The organism is Streptomyces sp. NPDC003036 (genome assembly GCF_040611175.1).
Classification (GTDB): Bacteria; Actinomycetota; Actinomycetes; order Streptomycetales; family Streptomycetaceae; genus Streptomyces.
Map to the genome: position 1 here is coordinate 298310 of NZ_JBEXNO010000001.1, position 17956 is coordinate 316265.

At 71.8% G+C, this 17956-nt stretch carries 14 protein-coding genes and 6 tRNA genes; 11 read left to right on the top strand and 9 right to left on the bottom strand.

What is annotated here, in order from left to right:
* Positions 1 to 119: 119 nt before the first annotated feature.
* Positions 120 to 1202, bottom strand: a complete 1083-nt coding sequence (locus ABZX67_RS01415) for a Glu/Leu/Phe/Val dehydrogenase dimerization domain-containing protein (protein WP_355352624.1) — start codon at positions 1200 to 1202, stop codon at positions 120 to 122.
* Positions 1203 to 1356: 154 nt separating this feature from the next.
* On the opposite strand from ABZX67_RS01415, the gene ABZX67_RS01420 reads away from it, so the two are divergent.
* Positions 1357 to 2211 carry a hypothetical protein gene (locus ABZX67_RS01420; RefSeq protein WP_355352627.1) on the top strand — a complete coding sequence of 285 codons (855 nt, stop codon included), beginning with the start codon at positions 1357 to 1359 and terminating at the stop codon, positions 2209 to 2211.
* Between the two features lie 479 nt (positions 2212 to 2690).
* Complete coding sequence (gene bldC, locus ABZX67_RS01425) at positions 2691 to 2897, top strand: developmental transcriptional regulator BldC (RefSeq protein ID WP_003949541.1); 207 nt, start codon at positions 2691 to 2693, stop codon at positions 2895 to 2897.
* Positions 2898 to 3184: 287 nt separating this feature from the next.
* On the opposite strand, the gene ABZX67_RS01430 is transcribed toward bldC, so the two are convergent.
* The 3 genes from ABZX67_RS01430 to hrpA form a co-directional block, all read right to left on the bottom strand.
* Positions 3185 to 3421, bottom strand: coding sequence for a DUF6274 family protein (locus ABZX67_RS01430; protein WP_355352630.1), 237 nt, complete (start codon positions 3419 to 3421; stop codon positions 3185 to 3187).
* Between the two features lie 125 nt (positions 3422 to 3546).
* Positions 3547 to 3621 (bottom strand) — tRNA-Asp (locus ABZX67_RS01435).
* A gap of 99 nt (positions 3622 to 3720) precedes the next feature.
* Positions 3721 to 7659: an ATP-dependent RNA helicase HrpA gene (gene hrpA, locus ABZX67_RS01440; protein ID WP_355352633.1), complete on the bottom strand. Its 3939-nt coding sequence runs from the start codon at positions 7657 to 7659 to the stop codon at positions 3721 to 3723.
* Positions 7660 to 7760: 101 nt separating this feature from the next.
* Between hrpA and ABZX67_RS01445 the strand changes: the two genes are divergently transcribed.
* From ABZX67_RS01445 to ABZX67_RS01455, 3 genes are all read left to right on the top strand, one after another.
* Entirely contained in the window at positions 7761 to 8114 is a 354-nt protein-coding gene (locus ABZX67_RS01445; RefSeq protein WP_355352636.1) for a hypothetical protein, read from the top strand.
* Positions 8115 to 8188: 74 nt separating this feature from the next.
* Entirely contained in the window at positions 8189 to 8896 is a 708-nt protein-coding gene (locus tag ABZX67_RS01450) for a DsbA family protein (RefSeq protein WP_355352639.1), read from the top strand.
* A complete protein-coding gene (locus tag ABZX67_RS01455; protein WP_355352642.1) occupies positions 8893 to 9717 on the top strand; it encodes a cytochrome c biogenesis CcdA family protein in 825 nt (274 codons plus the stop codon). Before ABZX67_RS01450 ends, ABZX67_RS01455 begins: the two co-directional genes overlap by 4 nt.
* Before the next feature lie 134 nt (positions 9718 to 9851).
* On the opposite strand, the gene ABZX67_RS01460 is transcribed toward ABZX67_RS01455, so the two are convergent.
* The 4 genes from ABZX67_RS01460 to ABZX67_RS01475 all read right to left on the bottom strand — a co-directional run bounded on the left by ABZX67_RS01460 (position 9852) and on the right by ABZX67_RS01475 (position 11778).
* A tRNA-Phe gene (locus ABZX67_RS01460) sits at positions 9852 to 9928 on the bottom strand.
* Between the two features lie 22 nt (positions 9929 to 9950).
* Positions 9951 to 10025: transfer RNA gene (locus tag ABZX67_RS01465), tRNA-Asp, on the bottom strand.
* A gap of 39 nt (positions 10026 to 10064) precedes the next feature.
* A tRNA-Glu gene (locus ABZX67_RS01470) sits at positions 10065 to 10137 on the bottom strand.
* Between the two features lie 81 nt (positions 10138 to 10218).
* The gene (locus ABZX67_RS01475; protein ID WP_355352645.1) at positions 10219 to 11778 is read right to left on the bottom strand and encodes a metallophosphoesterase; all 1560 of its coding nucleotides are present in this window, start codon (positions 11776 to 11778) and stop codon (positions 10219 to 10221) included.
* A gap of 68 nt (positions 11779 to 11846) precedes the next feature.
* Here ABZX67_RS01475 and ABZX67_RS01480 point away from each other — a divergent pair, with 68 nt between their 5' ends.
* From ABZX67_RS01480 to ABZX67_RS01495, 4 genes are all read left to right on the top strand, one after another.
* On the top strand, positions 11847 to 12197 hold the full coding sequence (locus tag ABZX67_RS01480) for a metallopeptidase family protein (RefSeq protein WP_355352648.1): 351 nt from the start codon (positions 11847 to 11849) through the stop codon (positions 12195 to 12197).
* Positions 12198 to 12314: 117 nt separating this feature from the next.
* On the top strand, positions 12315 to 12962 hold the full coding sequence (locus tag ABZX67_RS01485) for a hypothetical protein (RefSeq protein WP_355352651.1): 648 nt from the start codon (positions 12315 to 12317) through the stop codon (positions 12960 to 12962).
* A 202-nt stretch (positions 12963 to 13164) separates the two neighbouring features.
* Positions 13165 to 15345 (top strand): DEAD/DEAH box helicase, encoded by a 2181-nt coding sequence (locus ABZX67_RS01490; RefSeq protein ID WP_355352654.1) that lies wholly within the window; start codon positions 13165 to 13167, stop codon positions 15343 to 15345.
* Between the two features lie 154 nt (positions 15346 to 15499).
* Positions 15500 to 15572 (top strand) — tRNA-Lys (locus ABZX67_RS01495).
* A gap of 81 nt (positions 15573 to 15653) precedes the next feature.
* On the opposite strand, the gene ABZX67_RS01500 is transcribed toward ABZX67_RS01495, so the two are convergent.
* Complete coding sequence (locus ABZX67_RS01500) at positions 15654 to 17126, bottom strand: PLP-dependent aminotransferase family protein (RefSeq protein ID WP_355352657.1); 1473 nt, start codon at positions 17124 to 17126, stop codon at positions 15654 to 15656.
* 47 nt (positions 17127 to 17173) lie between these two features.
* Between ABZX67_RS01500 and ABZX67_RS01505 the strand changes: the two genes are divergently transcribed.
* A complete protein-coding gene (locus ABZX67_RS01505) occupies positions 17174 to 17641 on the top strand; it encodes a carboxymuconolactone decarboxylase family protein (protein WP_355352660.1) in 468 nt (155 codons plus the stop codon).
* A gap of 45 nt (positions 17642 to 17686) precedes the next feature.
* Positions 17687 to 17760: transfer RNA gene (locus tag ABZX67_RS01510), tRNA-Met, on the top strand.
* Positions 17761 to 17956: the final 196 nt, after the last annotated feature.

Below are 17956 nucleotides of genomic sequence, written 5' to 3' on the forward strand. Positions count from 1 at the left end.
TGGCGGGCGACCCGCCGACCGGCGTGAGTCTTGTCTCTCTCCGGTCCTCCCGGCGAGCGGGCTCACGCCCCGTCGGCGGGGCACCCCTGTCAACTCACATGAACGCGGGAATTCCGGCCTTACCGGCGGCGTGCCTCGGCCATCCGCTGCTCGGCGATCCGGTCGGCCGCCGCGGCCGGCGGAATGCCGTCTTCCTTCGCACGTGCGAATATTGCCAGCGTGGTGTCGAAGATCTTCGTGGCCTTCGCCTTGCACCGGTCGAAGTCGAAGCCGTGCAGCTCGTCGGCGACCTGGATCACGCCGCCCGCGTTGACGACGTAGTCCGGCGCGTAGAGGATCCCGCGGTCGGCGAGGTCCTTCTCGACGCCGGGGTGCGCGAGCTGGTTGTTGGCCGCGCCGCACACCACCTTCGCCGTCAGGGCGGGCACGGTGTCGTCGTTGAGCGCACCGCCGAGCGCGCACGGCGCGTAGATGTCCAGGCCCTCGGTACGGATCAGCGCGTCCGTGTCCGCGACCACGGTGACCTGCGGGAACTTGTCGGTGACGCGACGCAGCGACTCCGCGCGCACGTCCGTGATGACGACCTCGGCGCCGTCCTCCAGCAGGTGCTCGACCAGGTAGTGGCCGACCTTGCCGACGCCCGCGACGCCGACCTTGCGGCCGCGCAGCGTCGGGTCGCCCCACAGGTGCTGGGCGGAGGCGCGCATGCCCTGGAAGACGCCGAAGGCGGTGAGGACGGAGGAGTCACCGGCGCCGCCGTTCTCGGGGGAGCGGCCGGTGGTCCAGCGGCACTCCCGCGCGACGACGTCCATGTCGGCCACGTAGGTGCCGACGTCGCAGGCCGTGACGTACCGGCCGCCGAGCGAGGCGACGAACCGGCCGTACGCCAGCAGCAGCTGCTCGGTCTTGATCTTCTCCGGGTCGCCGATGATCACGGCCTTGCCGCCGCCGTGCTCCAGACCGGCCATGGCGTTCTTGTACGACATCCCCCGGGAGAGGTTGAGCGCGTCGGCGACGGCCTCGGCCTCGGAGGCGTACGGGTAGAAACGGGTACCGCCGAGGGCCGGGCCCAGGGCGGTCGAGTGGAGGGCGATGACGGCCTTGAGGCCGGTGGCACGGTCCTGACAGATCACGACTTGTTCGTGGCCCCCCTGCTCCGAGTGGAACAGGGTGTGCAGGACGCCGTCGGTCACATCGGTCACGGTGGTGACTCCCAAGTACGAAGCGGCGAAGGAGGCCCCCCGGCGGGTGGGGGAGGGCCTTGACGGCAAGAGAGTAAGTCCTACCTGTGCGTAGAGGGGACCCAGTGCCGAGGATCACCCCCTCCCGGAGTACTGGCGTGGAAGGATTTGCGACATGCCAGCGGTCACTTCGGTCCTCGTCCCGTACGCCTCCTACCTGCGCGTGTACGAGCCGTTGGCGGCCTTCCCGGAGCCGGAGCGGGGCCATTGGGCCCACTACGCGCGCCGTGTCGCCGACGGGACCGCCCCGACGGCGCAGGACGAGCTGCGCCGCTCGCTGGCCGGGCTCGTGGGCACGCCGCCGGTTCCGGTGCCGGTGCACGAGAGTGCCGACGCCTTCGTGGTGGAGGTGGACGGCGTGGTGTGCGTGTGCCCGTGGCGCACGCGGATGCGCGGGTGGCTGGCGCTGGAGGAGCTGCCGGGCCTGCTGCCGGCGGTGGTCCTGGACGCGGCGCTGCCGCCGGTGGTGCGCGGGCAGGCGGAGGCCGACCACGAGCGGTGGCGCGAGCAGAACCCGGACGCGCGGCCGTGGATCCGCACCTCGGTGTGGCAGGTGCCGGTGCGCTGGTTCGCGCTCTTCTCCGACGAGGAGCGGGAGTACGCGGCGGCCGCCGGCCCGGACAAGGCGCCGGTGCTGCGCTACCGGACGCCGATGGTGCAGGCGCGGCGGCGGGTGGCGCGGGCGCTGAAGACCCTGCGCGAGTCGATCGACGAGGGCCCGCTGATCGAGGGTCTGGTGGACGTGGGGCGGTGGCTGGAGGAGTTCCACCCGCGCTCGCTGGTGGAGCTCGACTACGGCGGGCTGGTGCACGCCCTCTCCGCCGAGCAGCTCGCCTCGGACCGGTCGGCGGCGGATGTGGCCGAGGGCATCGCGGCGCTGCGGGCCGACGACGCGGCCGGCGCGGGTGCGGCGTACGAGCGGCTGATGGAGCGGTGGCGGTCGGTGCGGGACCGGCAGTTCGCCAACTGAGATGATCTCGGCCGACCGGTCGTGCGGGCCGATCGGGCCCTAGGTCCCGATCCGGGCCTTTGTGTCAAGCGTGACGGACAGCACTAACCGGGCTCTTGCGCCCATCACCCGACCTCATGCCAAAATAGGACAAGGAGTCCGGGAGGGGCTCCTTCCGTCCAAGTGTGGGCGGAAGGCTAAGCATTGCACGCTATGGGGGGTCTGGTGGCTCCTGATCGCTCTGTGACTGATCGTCACTGTGACGTGACTGTCCGTTATGGCATGGTCCATCGGCTTCCGTCGCTGATGAACACCTGAGAGGGCAATTCCGTCGGTTTGGCCGAACGTGGCTGGACAGATGGTGTAGTTGTAGTGCCGAGGACAAGCCGTTCGTCCTATAACCGACTCGGCTCGCGTCCGCCATTTCGGGCAACGCGGGTCAAGGTGCAGAATTTAGAGGAAAGAACCGAGAAGGTTCGGTTCTCCCGAGGAGGCCGCTCATGACCGCTCGCACCCCTGATGCCGAGCCGCTGCTGACCCCCGCTGAGGTTGCCACGATGTTCCGCGTGGACCCGAAGACGGTGACCCGCTGGGCGAAGGCGGGCAAGCTCACGTCCATCCGCACCCTGGGTGGACACCGTCGGTACCGCGAGGCAGAGGTCCGCGCACTGCTGGCGGGCATTCCGCAGCAGCGCAGCGAGGCCTGATACACCCCGAACACCCCGCTGAACCGGGCATTTCCGGATCCCCCAACCCGGTCCGCCCACCCATGGCTCCACCGACGGCTGCCCGCCCCAACGGGCCTTCGTCATCGATCGCGCTGGACTCCGCCGGGTCCAGCGCGATCTTTTTATGCCCGCGCAGGGGCCCGGTGGGGGTCGGCGGAGGTCGGCTCCGCGACCCCTCCCGACTGGTGCAATTGCACATATTAAATGGGGCCGTTGTAGGCAGGGCGTAAGCTGAGCAGTTTTCAAAACAGGTTTCGTGACTCGCGTCACACGGCGGAGAGCTCCGGGAAGGGGTCTTCGGTGCCTCCGTCCGGGCCGTTCCCGCCGTCGTCCGGGGCCTCCATGGCGAGCCGCTGGAGGCGGCGGCAGACGACGCAGCGGGGGGTGACGTGCCGGTAGCCGGAAGCGGCCGCCAGATGGGCGCGGAGCAGCGCGCGGGTCTCGTGCCTGACCGGCCGGTCCGGCAGATCGGGCCGGCCCGGCCTGACCGGTGTGCTGGGCATCCGCGTCACCTCCGCCGAAGGGCCCCGTACCCCTTGTTGCTTGGGTACCCCCGGCAGATGCCGCCGTCAAGACGACGAAAAGGCCCGGATCCTGAGGATCCGGGCCTTCTTCGTACTGCTTACTGCGGTCCTGACGGGATTTGAACCCGCGGCCTCCACCTTGACAGGGTGGCGAGCACTCCAAACTGCTCCACAGGACCAGGTTTCGCAGCCGGTTGAGTTCTGCGCTTGGCTGCGAGAGAGACTGTACAGCAGGTCACGGGGTGCGGTCGAACTCACTCAAGGCGACGCCCCCGTCACTACGGCGCGGCCGCGTCGATCGCCTTCACGATGCGCTTGTCGGAGACCGGGTAGGCGGTGCCCAGGGCGTGGGCGAAGTAGCTGACGCGCAGCTCCTCGATCATCCAGCGGATGTCCCGCACCTCCTGCGGCACCGGGCGGCCCTTGGGCAGCTGCTCCAGCAGCCAGGCGTACTCGTCCTGCATCTCGTGGACCTTCTCCATGCGCGTGGTGTCGCGCTGGACGGCCGTCGGCATCTGCTGGAGCCGCCGGTCCACCGCCACGAGATAGCGCATCAGGTCCGGCAGGCGCCGCAGGCCCGTCTTCGTCACGAAGCCGGCCGGCACGAGGGCCGCCAGCTGCCCCCGTACGTCCTGGACGTTCCTCACCAGGACCAGGCTGTTCGTGGCCTTCAGGCGCCGCTCGCAGGACTGCCAGGCGGCCAGGATCTGCTGCACCTGGGCCACCGTGCGGATGGTCAGCTCGACGAGGTCGGCGCGGACCTTGTCGTACAGCTTGCGGAAGGACTCCTCGTCCCACGCCGGCCCGCCGTGGTCGGCGATCAGCCGGTCGGCCGCCGCGGTCGCGCAGTCCTCGAAGAGTGCCTGCACCGAGCCGTGCGGATTGCGGGACAGGGCGAGCTTCTGCTGGTTCGTCAGCTTGTCGGCCGCGAACTTCGCCGGGTTCACCGGGATGTTCAGCATGATGAGCCTGCGCGTGCCGCGCCACATCGCCTGCTCCTGCTCGGCCTCCGTGTCGAAGAGCCGTACGGAGACGGTGTCGCCCGCGTCGACGAGCGCCGGGTACGCCTTGACCGGCTGGCCGGCGCGCCGCGTCTCGAAGACCTTCACCAGCGTGCCGATCGTCCAGTCCGTCAGGCCCGTGCGCTCCAGGGACTGCCCGGAGCCCGAGGGGCCCGCCGTGGCGGCCGCGGCGGCCTGGGAGAGGGCCTGACGGGCCTTCGGGCGCAGCTGGAGCTTCAGGGTCTCCAGGTCCTTGTCCTCGGCGAGCTTGCGGCGCCGCTCGTCGACGATCCGGAAGGTGATCTTCAGGTGGTCGGGCACCCTCGACCAGTCGAAGTCGTCGGCGTCGACCGGGACGCCCACCATCCGCTGGAGCCCGCGGGCGAGCGCCACGTCCAGCGGCTCCTCCAGCGGGACCGCCGTGTCCAGGAACCGCTTCGCGAAGTTCGGCGCGGGCACGTAGTTGCGGCGGATCGGCTTCGGCAGGGAGCGGATCAGCTCCGTGACGACCTCCTCGCGCAGGCCCGGGATCTGCCAGTCGAAGCCCTCGTCCGTCACCTGGTTCAGCACCTGGAGCGGGATGTGCACGGTCACGCCGTCCGCGTCAGCCCCCGGCTCGAACTGGTACGTCACACGGAACTTCAGCGCGCCCTGCCGCCACGAGTCGGGGTAGTCGGCCTTGGTGACCGCGCCCGCCTTCTCGTTGATGAGCATCTCGCGCTCGAAGTCGAGCAGGTCCGGCGCCTCGCGCCGCTTGTGCTTCCACCACGAGTCGAAGTGCGCGCCCGACACCACGTGCTCGGGCACCCGCTGGTCGTAGAAGTCGAAGAGCGTCTCGTCGTCCACGAGGATGTCGCGGCGCCGGGCGCGGTGCTCCAGCTCCTCGACCTCGGTCAGCAGCTTGCGGTTGTCCGCGAAGAACTTGTGGTGCGTGCGCCAGTCGCCCTCCACCAGCGCGTGGCGGATGAACAGCTCCCGGCTGGTCTCGGGGTCGATCCGGCCGTAGTGGACCTTCCGCTGCGCCACGATCGGCACGCCGTACAGCGTGACCTTCTCGTACGCCATCACCGCCGCCTGGTCCTTCTCCCAGTGCGGCTCGGAGTACGTGCGCTTGAGCAGGTGCTCCGCCAGCGGCTCGATCCACTCGGGCTCGATCTTCGCGTTGACCCGCGCCCACAGCCGGGAGGTCTCCACCAGCTCGGCGGACATCACGAACCGCGGCGGCTTCTTGAAGAGCGCGGAGCCGGGGAAGATCGCGAACTTGGCGCTGCGGGCACCCAGGTACTCGTTCTTCGCGCCCTCCTTCACGTCCTTCATCCCGATGTGGGAGAGGAGGCCGGCGAGCAGCGAGACGTGGACGCGGTCCTCGGGGGCGTCCTCGTCGTTGAGGTGGATGCCCATCTGCTTCGCGACCGTACGCAACTGCGTATAGATGTCCTGCCATTCGCGAATGCGCAGGTAGTTGAGGTACTCCGACTTGCACATCCGGCGGAACGCCGACGACGACAGCGCCTTCTGCTGCTCGCGGATGTAGCGCCAGAGGTTGAGGAAGGCGAGGAAGTCGGACGTCTCGTCCTTGAAGCGAGCGTGCTGCTGGTCGGCCTGGGCCTGCTTCTCCGCCGGGCGCTCGCGCGGGTCCTGGATGGAGAGCGCCGCCGCGATCACCATGACCTCGCGCACGCAGCCGTTCTTGTCCGCCTCCAGGACCATGCGGGCCAGACGCGGGTCCACCGGCAGCTGGGCGAGCTTGCGGCCCTGCTGGGTGAGCCGCTTCTTCGGGTCCTTCTGCGCCGGGTCGATGGCGCCGAGCTCCTGGAGGAGCTGCACGCCGTCGCGGATGTTGCGGTGGTCCGGCGGGTCGATGAAGGGGAACTTCTCGATGTCGCCGAGGCCCGCCGCCGTCATCTGGAGGATGACCGACGCCAGGTTCGTACGGAGGATCTCGGCGTCCGTGAACTCGGGGCGGGCGAGGAAGTCGTCCTCGGAGTACAGCCGGATGCAGATGCCGTCGGACGTACGGCCGCAGCGGCCCTTGCGCTGGTTGGCGCTGGCCTGGCTGACCGGCTCGATCGGCAGGCGCTGCACCTTCGTGCGGTGGCTGTAGCGGGAGATGCGGGCGGTGCCGGGATCGATGACGTACTTGATGCCGGGGACGGTCAGGGACGTCTCGGCGACGTTCGTGGCGAGGACGATCCGGCGGCCCGGGTGCGCCTGGAAGACGCGGTGCTGCTCGGCGTGCGAGAGGCGGGCGTAGAGGGGGAGGACCTCGGTGTTGCGCAGCTTCTTCTTCACGAGCGCGTCCGCCGTGTCGCGGATCTCGCGCTCACCGGAGAGGAAGACCAGGATGTCGCCGGGGCCCTCCGCCTGGAGCTCGTCGACCGCGTCGCAGATCGCGGTGATCTGGTCGCGGTCGGAGTCCTCGGAGTCCTCTTCGAGGAGGGGGCGGTAGCGGACCTCCACCGGATACGTACGGCCGGAGACCTCGACGATCGGCGCGTCGCCGAAGTGGCGGGAGAAGCGCTCCGGGTCGATGGTCGCGGAGGTGATCACGACCTTGAGGTCGGGGCGCTTGGGGAGCAGCTGGGCGAGGTAGCCGAGCAGGAAGTCGATGTTGAGGCTGCGCTCGTGGGCCTCGTCGATGATGATCGTGTCGTACGCGCGCAGCTCGCGGTCCGTCTGGATCTCGGCGAGCAGGATGCCGTCCGTCATCAGCTTGACGAAGGTCGCGTCCGGGTTCACCTGGTCCGTGAAGCGGACCTTCCAGCCGACCGCCTCGCCCAGCGGGGTCTTCAGCTCGTCGGCGACGCGCTCGGCGACCGTGCGGGCGGCGAGGCGGCGGGGCTGCGTGTGGCCGATCATGCCGCGCACGCCGCGCCCCAGCTCCATGCAGATCTTGGGGATCTGGGTCGTCTTGCCGGAGCCCGTCTCACCGGCGACGATCACGACCTGGTGGTCGCGTATCGCCTCCAGGATCTCGTCCTTCTTCTGGCTGACCGGCAGCTGTTCGGGGTACGTGATCTCCGGCATGCGCGCCGCCCGCTCGGCCGTTCGGGCGGCGGCTTTGGTGGCCTCGGCGGCGATCTCGTCCAGTACGGCCTGACGGGCCTCGGGCTTGCGGATGCGGCGGGACCCTTCGAGACGGCGGCCCAGCCGGTGCGCGTCGCGCAGCGAGACCTGGGCCAGCAGGGTCTGGAGGTCGGCGAGGGAAGTAGACATACCTGCTCCAGGATCTCACTCGCGGCGACGGAGTGGCGAACCGATTTCCCCGTACCATTTCCGGCGAGTCGACGATCTTGGGTCATGGAAGGGCGGTCCGCATGCGTTTCACCGGCGGCCGGTGGCGGTGGTGCCGTGTGGCGGCCGCCGTGCTGGTGCTGGTGGCGGCGCTGTTCCCGCTCTGCGGGTCCGGGGCCGCGGACGGCTCGCACGATGTGGTGGCCGCGGCCGCCGGCCAGGGGCCCTCGTGCGACCCCCTGGCCCGGGCGGGCGGGCTGGAACCGGCCGTTCCGCCGCGCTCGGTGACGGCGGACTGCCTGCCGTCCGCGCCGCACACCGACCCACGGGTGCCCCTGTGGCACGGTGATCCGGTTCCGGCGGGCGTCCGGCCGGAGCGGGCGCCGCCGTGGGCGGCGGGGCCGACGCCGGTGGAGCTGTCGATCCTGCGCGTATAGCCGCCGGCGCGTGCGTACGTACGCACGTCGTGCCGCCGGTTTTTCCCTTCCTCGTGCTCAGGAGTCGCTCCACCATGTCCAAGAAGTCGAAGACCAAGCCGTATCTGATCGGCGCGGGGGTCGCCGTCGTCGCCACGCTGGCCGGCCTCGCCTCGTACACCGCGACCAGGCCCGGCCCCCCTGCGGTCGTCGAACAGCAGGCCGAACAGCAGGTCGCCGCCTATCCCGAGCTGGAGAAGTACGCCCGGCGCGACGCCGCGGACCCCCTGGCCCTAGGGCGCGCCGACGCGCCCGTCGTGATGATCGAGTACGCCGACTTCGCGTGCGGCTACTGCGGGAAGTTCGCCCGCGACATCGAGCCCGCGCTGATCGAGAAGTACGTCGAGGCCGGGGTGCTGCGCATCGAGTGGCGCAACTTCCCCATCTTCGGCGAGGAGTCCGAGCGCGTGGCGCGCGCGTCGTGGGCGGCGGGGCAGCAGGGGCGGTTCTGGCCGTTCCACCGGGCCGCGTACGCCGACGGCGCGAAGGAGCGGGGCTTCGCCAAGGACCGGCTGCTCGCGCTGGCGCGGGAGGCGGGCGTGCCGGACCTCGACCGGTTCGGGCGGGACGTCGACAGCGCGGCGGCGCGGGCGGCCGTGGCGGCGGACCAGGAGCAGGGGTGGTCGCTGGGTGCCACCTCGACCCCGTCCTTCCTGGTGAACGGGCGGCCGATCGCGGGTGCGCAGCCTATGGAGACGTTCGCGAGCGCAATCGAGTCCGCTCGGCGCGAGGCGGCGAAGTGACGGGTATCGGGTACCTGGCCGCCCTGCTGGGCGGGCTGCTCGCGCTGCTGAGCCCGTGCAGCGCCCTGCTGCTGCCGGCGTTCTTCGCGTACTCGATCGACAGCCCGGGCCGGCTGCTCGCCCGTACCGGGATCTTCTACGCGGGCCTCGCCACCACCCTCGTCCCGCTGGGCGCCGCCGGGTCCGTCGCGGGCCGGCTCTTCTACGGGCACCGGGACCTGCTGGTGTCCGTGGGCGGCTGGCTGATCGTCGCGCTGGGCGTGGCGCAGGCGGTGGGCCTGGGCTTCGCCTCGCGGCGCCTCGCCGAGGTCAGCGGCCGTATCCGCCCGGTCTCGGCGGTGTCGGTGTACGCGCTGGGCCTGGTGTACGGCCTGGCGGGCTTCTGCGCGGGGCCGATCCTGGGCAGCGTCCTGACGGTCGCGGCGCTCGGCGGCAATCCGGTCTACGGGGGCCTGCTGCTGGCGGTGTACGCCCTCGGCATGGCGGTGCCGCTGTTCCTGCTGGCCGTGTTCTGGGAGCGCTGGGACCTGGGGCGGCGCGCCTGGCTCCGGGGGCGGGCGCTGCGCGTGGGCCGCTTCGACCTGCACAGCACGTCGGTGCTGTCGGGCTTGTTCTTCGTCGCGCTGGGCGTGCTGTTCCTGGCCTTCGACGGCACGACGGCCCTGCCGGGCCTCCTGTCGGTGGACGAGTCGTACGCCTTGGAGACCCGCGTCGCGGCGCTGGGCCGCGCGGTGCCCGACTGGGCGCTGCTGCTGGGCGCGGTGGCGGTGGCGGCGGTGGTGCTGGGGGCGCGGGGGTGGCGCCACCGGCGGGGTGCGTGAGGTTCCGCCCTGGGCGGGGGGCCTGGGTGTGGTGGGGGCGGCGCCCCCACTGCCTCCCGGTCCCGGTCCCGGTCCCGGTCCCGGTCCCGGAGAGGGAACGGCGAAGGCCCCGTCCTGGGACGGGGCCTTCGTGGTGGTGGCTGGGGCCGGGGTCGAACCGGCGACCTTCCGCTTTTCAGGCGGACGCTCGTACCAACTGAGCTACCCAGCCACGCGGCTCTTGCGAGCCGCAGCGGTCCTGACGGGATTTGAACCCGCGGCCTCCACCTTGACAGGGTGGCGAGCACTCCAAACTGCTCCACAGGACCAAGCATTGTGCGAGCTCTAGTCTCGCACACGGTAATGCGTGCCCCCAACGGGATTCGAACCCGTGCTACCGCCTTGAAAGGGCGGCGTCCTGGGCCACTAGACGATGAGGGCTGATGGCCCGCCTGGGCGCTTCATCAGCGCGTCGGGGACGTGAGAAGCATATGGGATGGGGGGACGGTTCGCCAAAACGCTTTATCGGGAGCGGCTGGGCGAGGGGCCGGCGGGCGGTGTGGGGGACGGGCTGGGGGCGGGGGCGTCCGGGCGGTTCTCCTCCGGGAGGTGGCGGCTGACCTCGGCCGTCGTCAGGCCCAGGCCGCCCAGGGTGATCTCGTCCCACGCCTGGAGGTGCCGGGTGTCCCGGTCCAGGTAGAGGACGGAGGCGTGGACCTTCTCGGGCTCGTCCCGCTCCAGGGCGCGCAGGCCGCCACCGCCCGTGGAGCCCTCGATCTTGAGGCGGGTGCCGTCCGGGAGGAGCTTGGTCACGCGGCGGTGGACGTGTCCCGCCAGCACGAGGGGCACCTCGCCGTCGGTCTCCTGCGCGGCCACGGGGTTGTGGGCGACCGCGATGTCCACGGGCGTGCCCGCCTGCCGCTGCCGGCTCAGCGCGTCCGCCAGCTGGGCGCCCGCCGCGCGTTCGGCGTCGTCACCCGCCGGGGCGACGGAGCGGTCCGGCGTGAACTGGGGGTCGCCCGTGCCGGCCACCCGGAGGCCAGCGACCGTGACGGCGCGGCCCTGGTCGAGGACGTGGACGTTGTCGAGGTTCTCCAGGTAGCGCTGGGTGGCCTGGGAGTCGTGGTTGCCGCGTACCCAGACGTACGGCGCGCCGAGGTCGCTGATGGGGTCGAGGAAGCCGTTCTCGGCGGCGGTGCCGTGGTCCATGGTGTCGCCGGAGTCGATGATCACGTCGATCCGGTACTGCTCGACGAGCGAGCGGATGATCTCCCAGGCGGCCGGGTTGAGGTGGATGTCGGAGACGTGCAGGACCCGCATGGTCGCCGGGTCCGGCTGGTAGGTCGGGAGCGTGGAGGTCGCCTCGTACAGCTTGGTCACGTTGGTGACGAGCCGAGCCAACTCCTTCTGGTACACGTCGAATTCGCTGACGATCGAGCGGGCGTTGCCGACGACGGAGGGGGCGGAGGAGAGGAGTCCGGAGAACTTGGGTTCGAGGACGGACTTCGGGTTCCAGGTGGCGAAGGCCGAGGCGCCCGAGGCGGCCAGCAGGGCCAGCGCCAGGCCCCCGGCAGCCACCGCGCGGCGCGGGCGGCGGTAGACGGCGAGGCCGAGGGCGGTGGCGCCCGTGACGACGGCGACGCAGGAGCGCAGCGCCAGCTCGCGCGTGCCGTCCGTGACGTCCTGGGTGATCTCGTCCTGGAGCCCGGCGAGCCGCTCGGGGTGTTTGACCAGGGCCTGGGCGCGTACGGGGTCGAGCTGCTCGACGTCCACGTCGAGGCGGATGGGCGCGTGGTGCGAGTCGAGCGTGAGCGCGCCGAGCGGCGAGACGTTGATCTTCGTACCGCCGGAGAGGGACGGGCGCAGGGTCATGCTCGTGTCCATCGGCCCGACGGGCGTGCGGACGCTGCCGACGACCAGGAGTCCCAGCCAGGCACCGAACAGGACGACGGTGATCAGGCCGGCGGCGCGTGCGTACGGGTGCGGGGCGTGGACCAGGGCGGGCGTGGGGCCGGTGTGGCGCGAGCGGTAGTGGCGGCGGAGGCGGTCGTAGGCGGTGCGAAGAGCGGCTGGGGCGACCATGGCCGCCGTATGCCCGGGCGCGCGGGCGGCTATGCCCGTACGTCCGTGTCATCCGTGACAATGGCCGGGTGCTGGAGATGACGCGCGAGGAGTTCGAGGAACTGGTCGCCGAGGCGTTGGACAGGATCCCGCCGGAGCTGACGCGGCTGATGGACAACGTCGCGGTGTTCGTGGAGGACGAGCCGTCGTCCGACGACCCCGATCTGCTGGGGCTGTACGAGGGGACTCCACTGACCGACCGGGGCGAGTGGTACGCGGGCGTGCTGCCGGACCGGATCACGATCTACCGGGGGCCGACGCTGCGGATGTGCGACTCGCGCGAGGACGTGGTCGCGGAGACCGAGGTCACGGTGGTGCACGAGATCGCCCACCACTTCGGGATCGACGACGAGCGGCTGCACGAGCTGGGCTACGGCTGACGGCGGCGAGGGCGGCTTGCGGGGGCCGGGGGCACGGCCCCCGCTTTCGGGCGTGTCCTTGACGGGCGTGGGGAGTTGGGCAGGGAAACCCTGACCCGTGCCTGTGGAGGTGCCCGCGTGCGCCAGTTGCCCGCCCCCGTCCGATGGGCCGTGACCGCACTGGCGGTCGCGGCCTCCGCAGGCTCGCTCAGCGGCTGCATGAGCGTGTCCGACGAGAGCGCCAAGCCCGTGCCGTCCGGCTCGGCCGGGCCCTCGGGCGCGGCGGCGGCGGCCGACGTGGACGGCGGTGCGGCCGCCGGACCGGGCGCCCGGCACGCGGGGCGCGCCGAGGGCCTCGGCCCGGACGGGAAGCCCGGCGCGGCGGAGGAGGGCGGCGAGGCCGGCGCCTCCGCGGAGCCGAGCGCCTCGGCGGCGCCGTCGGCCAAGCCGTCCGCGGGCTCCCCCGGCGACGGCGACCGGCCGGGACGGCCCCACGACCCCACGCCTCCGGCCGGCGGGCCCGGCGGCGAGGGCGGCGGCCCGGGGGGCTCGGGCGGGCCCGGTGGCGGGGACGCCTCGCCCAGCCAGGCGCCGACGCCGCCCGCGCCCACCCCGGCGGACCCCACGCCCACGCCGGCCGACCCGCCCACGGACCCGGGTCCGGGCCCGAAGCCGTCCGACTCGCCGTCCGCGTCGCCGGCGGCGGACACGACGCGCACGCAGGCGCTGGGGGCGCCGGACTGGCCGGCCGAGCCGCACGCATCGCCGCAGGTCGCACCCGCCTGAGACGGGTCGGTTTGCGTTGGGTGGGGGTAGGTGCGTATGGTGGTAGATCGTTTGATCCCATTTCCCATTTGCCCGGCGCCGACAGAAGCGCGCCGCGTGTGGCGCGTACTCCCAGCCGTGGCTGACCGCATCGAGGCGGTCGAATTGCGAAACACGGAGTTGACGGGCGCGTGCCGAGACTCCGGAAGGTTTCGCATTTCGCATGTCCATTTTCAGTTCTGACCACGCTGTCCTGCCCGAGGCCGACGAGGCGCTGGTCGAGGCCGTAGAGGCCGTCGAGACCGACGCCATCGCGGACGTCGTCGCCGACGACGAGCCGACCATCACCTTCGCGGACCTCGGTCTGCCCGAGGGCGTCGTCCGCAAGCTCGCGCAGAACGGCGTGACCACGCCCTTCCCGATCCAGGCCGCGACCATCCCGGACGCCCTGGCCGGCAAGGACATCCTCGGCCGCGGCCGCACCGGCTCCGGCAAGACCCTCTCCTTCGGTCTGCCGCTGCTCGCCACCCTGGCCGGCGGCCACACCGACAAGAAGAAGCCCCGCGGCGTCATCCTCACCCCCACCCGTGAGCTTGCGATGCAGGTCGCGGACGCCCTCCAGCCGTACGGCGACGTGCTCGGCCTGAAGATGAAGGTCGTCTGCGGCGGTACGTCCATGGGCAACCAGATCTACGCGCTGGAGCGCGGCGTCGACGTCCTCGTCGCCACCCCGGGCCGCCTGCGCGACGTCATCAACCGCGGCGCCTGCTCGCTGGAGGCCGTCCAGGTCGCGGTCCTCGACGAGGCCGACCAGATGGCCGACCTGGGCTTCCTGCCCGAGGTCACCGAGCTGCTCGACCAGGTCCCGGCCGGCGGTCAGCGCCTGCTCTTCTCCGCCACGATGGAGAACGAGATCGCCACGCTGGTCAAGCGCTACCTCACGGACCCGGTCGTCCACGAGGTCGACAGCGCCCAGGGCAACGTCACGACCATGACGCACCACGTCCTCGTCGTGAAGCCGAAGGACAAGGCGCCGGTCACCGCCGCGATCGCCGCCCGCAAGGGCCGCACCATCATCTTCGTCCGCACCCAGCTGGGCGCCGACCGCATCGCGGAGCAGCTGCGCGAGGCGGGCGTGAAGGCCGACGCGCTCCACGGCGGCATGACGCAGGGCGCGCGTACCCGCACCCTCGCCGACTTCAAGGACGGTTACGTCAACGCGCTCGTCGCCACCGACGTCGCCGCCCGCGGTATCCACGTCGACGGCATCGACCTGGTCCTGAACGTGGACCCGGCCGGTGACCACAAGGACTACCTGCACCGTTCGGGTCGTACGGCCCGTGCGGGCAAGTCCGGCGTGGTGGTCTCGCTGGCCCTGCCGCACCAGCGGCGCCAGATCTTCCGCCTGATGGAGGACGCGGGCGTCGACGCCTCGCGCCACATCGTCGGCGGTGCCGGCGCCTTCGACCCGGAGGTCGCCGAGATCACCGGCGCCCGGTCCCTGACCGAGGTGCAGGCCGACTCCGCGAACAACGCCGCCAAGCAGGCCGAGCGCGAGGTCGCCGAGCTCACCAAGCAGCTGGAGCGCGTGCAGCGCCGCGCCGCCGAGCTGCGCGAGGAGGCCGACCGCCTGGTGGCCCGCGCCGCGCGCGAGCGCGGTGAGGACCCCGAGGCCGCCGTCGCCGAGGTGACGGAGGCCGCGGAGGCCGAGCTCGCCGAGGTGGCCGCCGCCCTCTCCGTACCGGAGCAGCCGCGCGACGAGCGCCGCGACCGTGACGACCGCCGCGACGACCGCCGTGACGACCGTCGCGAGGGTGGCTTCCAGCGCCGGGACGACCGGGGCAACTTCCAGCGCCGCGACCGTGACGACCGCGGTGACCGTGGTGGGTTCAACCGGGACCGTGACGACCGTGGTGGCCGTTCCTTCGAGCGCCGCGACAACGACCGTCCGTCGGGTGGTTTCCGTCGGGACAACGACCGTCCGTCGGGTGGTTTCCGCCGGGACAACGACCGTCCGTCGGGTGGTTTCCGTCGGGACAACGACCGTCCCTCCAGCGGTGGCTTCCGCCGGGACAACGACCGTCCGTCGGGTGGTTTCCGCCGCGACCGTGACGACCGTGGTGGGTTCAACCGGGACCGTGACGACCGTGGTGGCCGTTCCTTCGAGCGCCGCGACAACGACCGTCCGTCGGGTGGTTTCCGTCGGGACAACGACCGTCCCTCCAGCGGTGGCTTCCGTCGCGACGACCGCCCCTCCGGCGGCCACCGTGGCAGCGACCGCCCGTTCAACCGCGACCGTCGCGACGACCGTCCGTCCAGCGGTGGCTTCCGCCGCGACAACGACCGTCCGTCCAGCGGCGGCTTCCGCCGCGACGACAAGCCGCGCTGGAAGCGCAACGGCTGATCCGTACCTGTGAGACGGACGGGCCCGTACAGCACTCCGGTGCCGTATGGGCCCGTTCCGCGTCGCGGGGGAGGGCCGATACTCGATCGGCTCCCCGACGCGGGGGGACTATGCTCGGCATGACGCTCCGCGCCCGGGCTATGCTGCGGGTCACGGGCCGTTAGCTCAATTGGCAGAGCAGCGGACTTTTAATCCGTTGGTTGTGGGTTCGAGTCCCACACGGCCTACTGCGCCCCTCGGGGCCCGGAACCCTCGCTGACCTCGTGTCAGCGGGGGTTCTCCGTTGTGTGGGCGGCCATCCGGGGCCGTTATCCGGGCGGCAGCGCCCGGCACAGCGCCTCCAGCGCCGCGCCGTAGGCGTGGTCCGGCGGGGTGGCGTAGCCGACGACCAGGCCGTCGCGGTGCGGCATCGTGGCCGAGGGGTGGCGGAAGGCGGCGAGGCCGTCGAGGGCGATGCCCTGCCAGGTGGCCGCCTTCACCGTGGAGGCCTCCGTGCCCGGCGGGAGGCGCAGCACGGCGTGGAGGCCGGCCGCGATGCCGGTGGGCTCGATGTGCGGGGCGCGGTCGGCGAGGGCGGCGACCAGCCGGTCGCGGCGGCGCCGGTAGCGCTGGCGCATGTGGCGGATGTGGCGGTCGTACGCGCCCGACGCGAGGAAGTCCGCGAGCGTGAGCTGGTCCAGGACGCTCGCCCACGCCTCCCGCTCGCCCTTGGCGGTGAGGACCGGCTCGACGAGGTGCTCGGGCAGGACCATCCAGCCGAGCCGTACCGCGGGGGACAGGCTCTTGCTGACCGACCCGAGGTAGAGGACGCGGGCCGGGTCGAGGCCCTGGACGGCGCCGACCGGTTCGCGGTCGTAGCGGAACTCGCCGTCGTAGTCGTCCTCCAGGACCAGACCGCCGCGTCCGCGTGCCCAGTCGACCGCGGCGGCGCGGCGGGCGGGGTGGAGCGGGCCGCCGGTGGGGAACTGGTGCGCGGGGGTGAGCAGGACCGCCCGTGCGCCGCCGGTGAGGGAGGCCAGTTCCTCGGTCCGGGCACCGTCCTCGTCGAGACCGAGCGGAACGGTCCGGACGCCCGCTGCCTGGAGGAGGGAGCGGTGGAAACCGAGCCCGTACGACTCGACGGCGAGCGGCCCGCGCAGGACGCCGCCGCCGAACAGCAGCCGCAGCGCGTGCGCGAAGCCGGAGCAGACGACGATGCGCTCCGGGTCGGTGTACACGCCGCGCGCGCGTGCCAGGTAGGCGGCGAGCGCGGTGCGCAGCTCGATACGGCCCTGGGGATCGCCGGGGCCGAAGGCTTCGTTCGGGGCGGCGTTCAGGGCGCGGCGGGCGGAGGTGAGCCAGGCGGCGCGGGGGAAAGAGGAGGCGTCGGGGGTGCCCTGCCGCAGGTCGTGCCGGGGCGCGGGGGCGGGGAGCGCCGGGGACTTCTTCGGAACGCGGGGCGGCTTCGCGGGCGCGGCGCGTTCGGCGACCCGGGTTCCGGAGCCCTGGCGGGCGGTGAGCCAGCCCTCGGCGACAAGCTCGGCGTACGCGTCGGCGACCGTGTTGCGGGCCAGGCCCAGGTCGGCGGCGAGCGAGCGGTACGGCGGCAGGCGTGTACCGGGGGCGAGCCGGCCGCCGCGTACGGCGTCGCGCAGGGCGGTGAGGAGCGCGGCGCGGCGGCTGCCCGTACGGGACAGCTCCAGGTGGAGGTCGGCGCCGATGCGTTCGGCCGCTTCGGCCCAGGAGCCGGCCCGTGAACCGAGCTGTGAATCGACCTGGGAATTGACCTGTGATTCCGGCATGGAAATGCACCCTACAGAGGGTCTTTCAGGCCCGTAGATTCATGGACATGACGACGACGCACACGCACACGGGCACCGTTTCCCGGATCAACTTCGCGAAGGCCGCTCCCCAGGCGTTCAAGGCCCTGATCGGCTTCGACGCCGCCGCCCGCCAGGGCCTGGACCCCGCCCTGGTCGAGCTTGTACAGATCCGTTCCTCCCAGCTCAACGGCTGCGCGTACTGCCTGCACATGCACACCACCGACGCGCGCAAGGCCGGGGAGAGCGAGGAGCGGCTGCACATGGTCGCCGTCTGGCGCGACGCGGCGCGCTTCTTCACCGAGCGGGAACGGGCCGCGCTCGCGCTGACCGAGGCCGTCACGCTGGTCGCGGCGGAGGGCGTGCCGGACGACGTATACGCGCGCGCGGCCGCCCAGTTCGAGGAGGGCGAGCTCGGGCGGCTGCTCGCGCTGATCTTCACCATCAACACCTGGAACCGCATCGCCCTCAGCACGGCGAAGGTGCCGGGCGAGTAATTGGTGTTGATCTTGCTCCGCATGGCGTAGGGTGGTGTTTACCGACGCGGGGTGGAGCAGCTCGGTAGCTCGCTGGGCTCATAACCCAGAGGTCGCAGGTTCAAATCCTGTCCCCGCTACTGATGACGACGAAGACCCGGTGCCACAAGGCACCGGGTCTTCGTCGTCATGTCGTGCGTGTGCTGCATGTCCTGCGTGGTCGCCCGGTCGGCCGATGGCGGGGCATCCTGCGGCGCGGCTCCGGTCGGTGTGAGCGGGGCCCGCCTACCGTCCGTAACCGTGGGTGACAACGGCGACAGGACCTGGGGTCGGAGC

Coding starts and splice junctions, on each gene's coding strand:
- ABZX67_RS01505 (WP_355352660.1), top strand. CDS start 17,174: ATGACGACGACGCACACGCACACGGGCACCGTTTCCCGGATCAACTTC.
- hrpA (WP_355352633.1), bottom strand. CDS start 7,659: ATGTCTACTTCCCTCGCCGACCTCCAGACCCTGCTGGCCCAGGTCTCG.
- ABZX67_RS01445 (WP_355352636.1), top strand. CDS start 7,761: ATGCGTTTCACCGGCGGCCGGTGGCGGTGGTGCCGTGTGGCGGCCGCC.
- ABZX67_RS01490 (WP_355352654.1), top strand. CDS start 13,165: ATGTCCATTTTCAGTTCTGACCACGCTGTCCTGCCCGAGGCCGACGAG.
- ABZX67_RS01430 (WP_355352630.1), bottom strand. CDS start 3,421: ATGCCCAGCACACCGGTCAGGCCGGGCCGGCCCGATCTGCCGGACCGG.
- bldC (WP_003949541.1), top strand. CDS start 2,691: ATGACCGCTCGCACCCCTGATGCCGAGCCGCTGCTGACCCCCGCTGAG.
- ABZX67_RS01475 (WP_355352645.1), bottom strand. CDS start 11,778: ATGGTCGCCCCAGCCGCTCTTCGCACCGCCTACGACCGCCTCCGCCGC.
- ABZX67_RS01420 (WP_355352627.1), top strand. CDS start 1,357: ATGCCAGCGGTCACTTCGGTCCTCGTCCCGTACGCCTCCTACCTGCGC.
- ABZX67_RS01450 (WP_355352639.1), top strand. CDS start 8,189: ATGTCCAAGAAGTCGAAGACCAAGCCGTATCTGATCGGCGCGGGGGTC.
- ABZX67_RS01500 (WP_355352657.1), bottom strand. CDS start 17,126: ATGCCGGAATCACAGGTCAATTCCCAGGTCGATTCACAGCTCGGTTCA.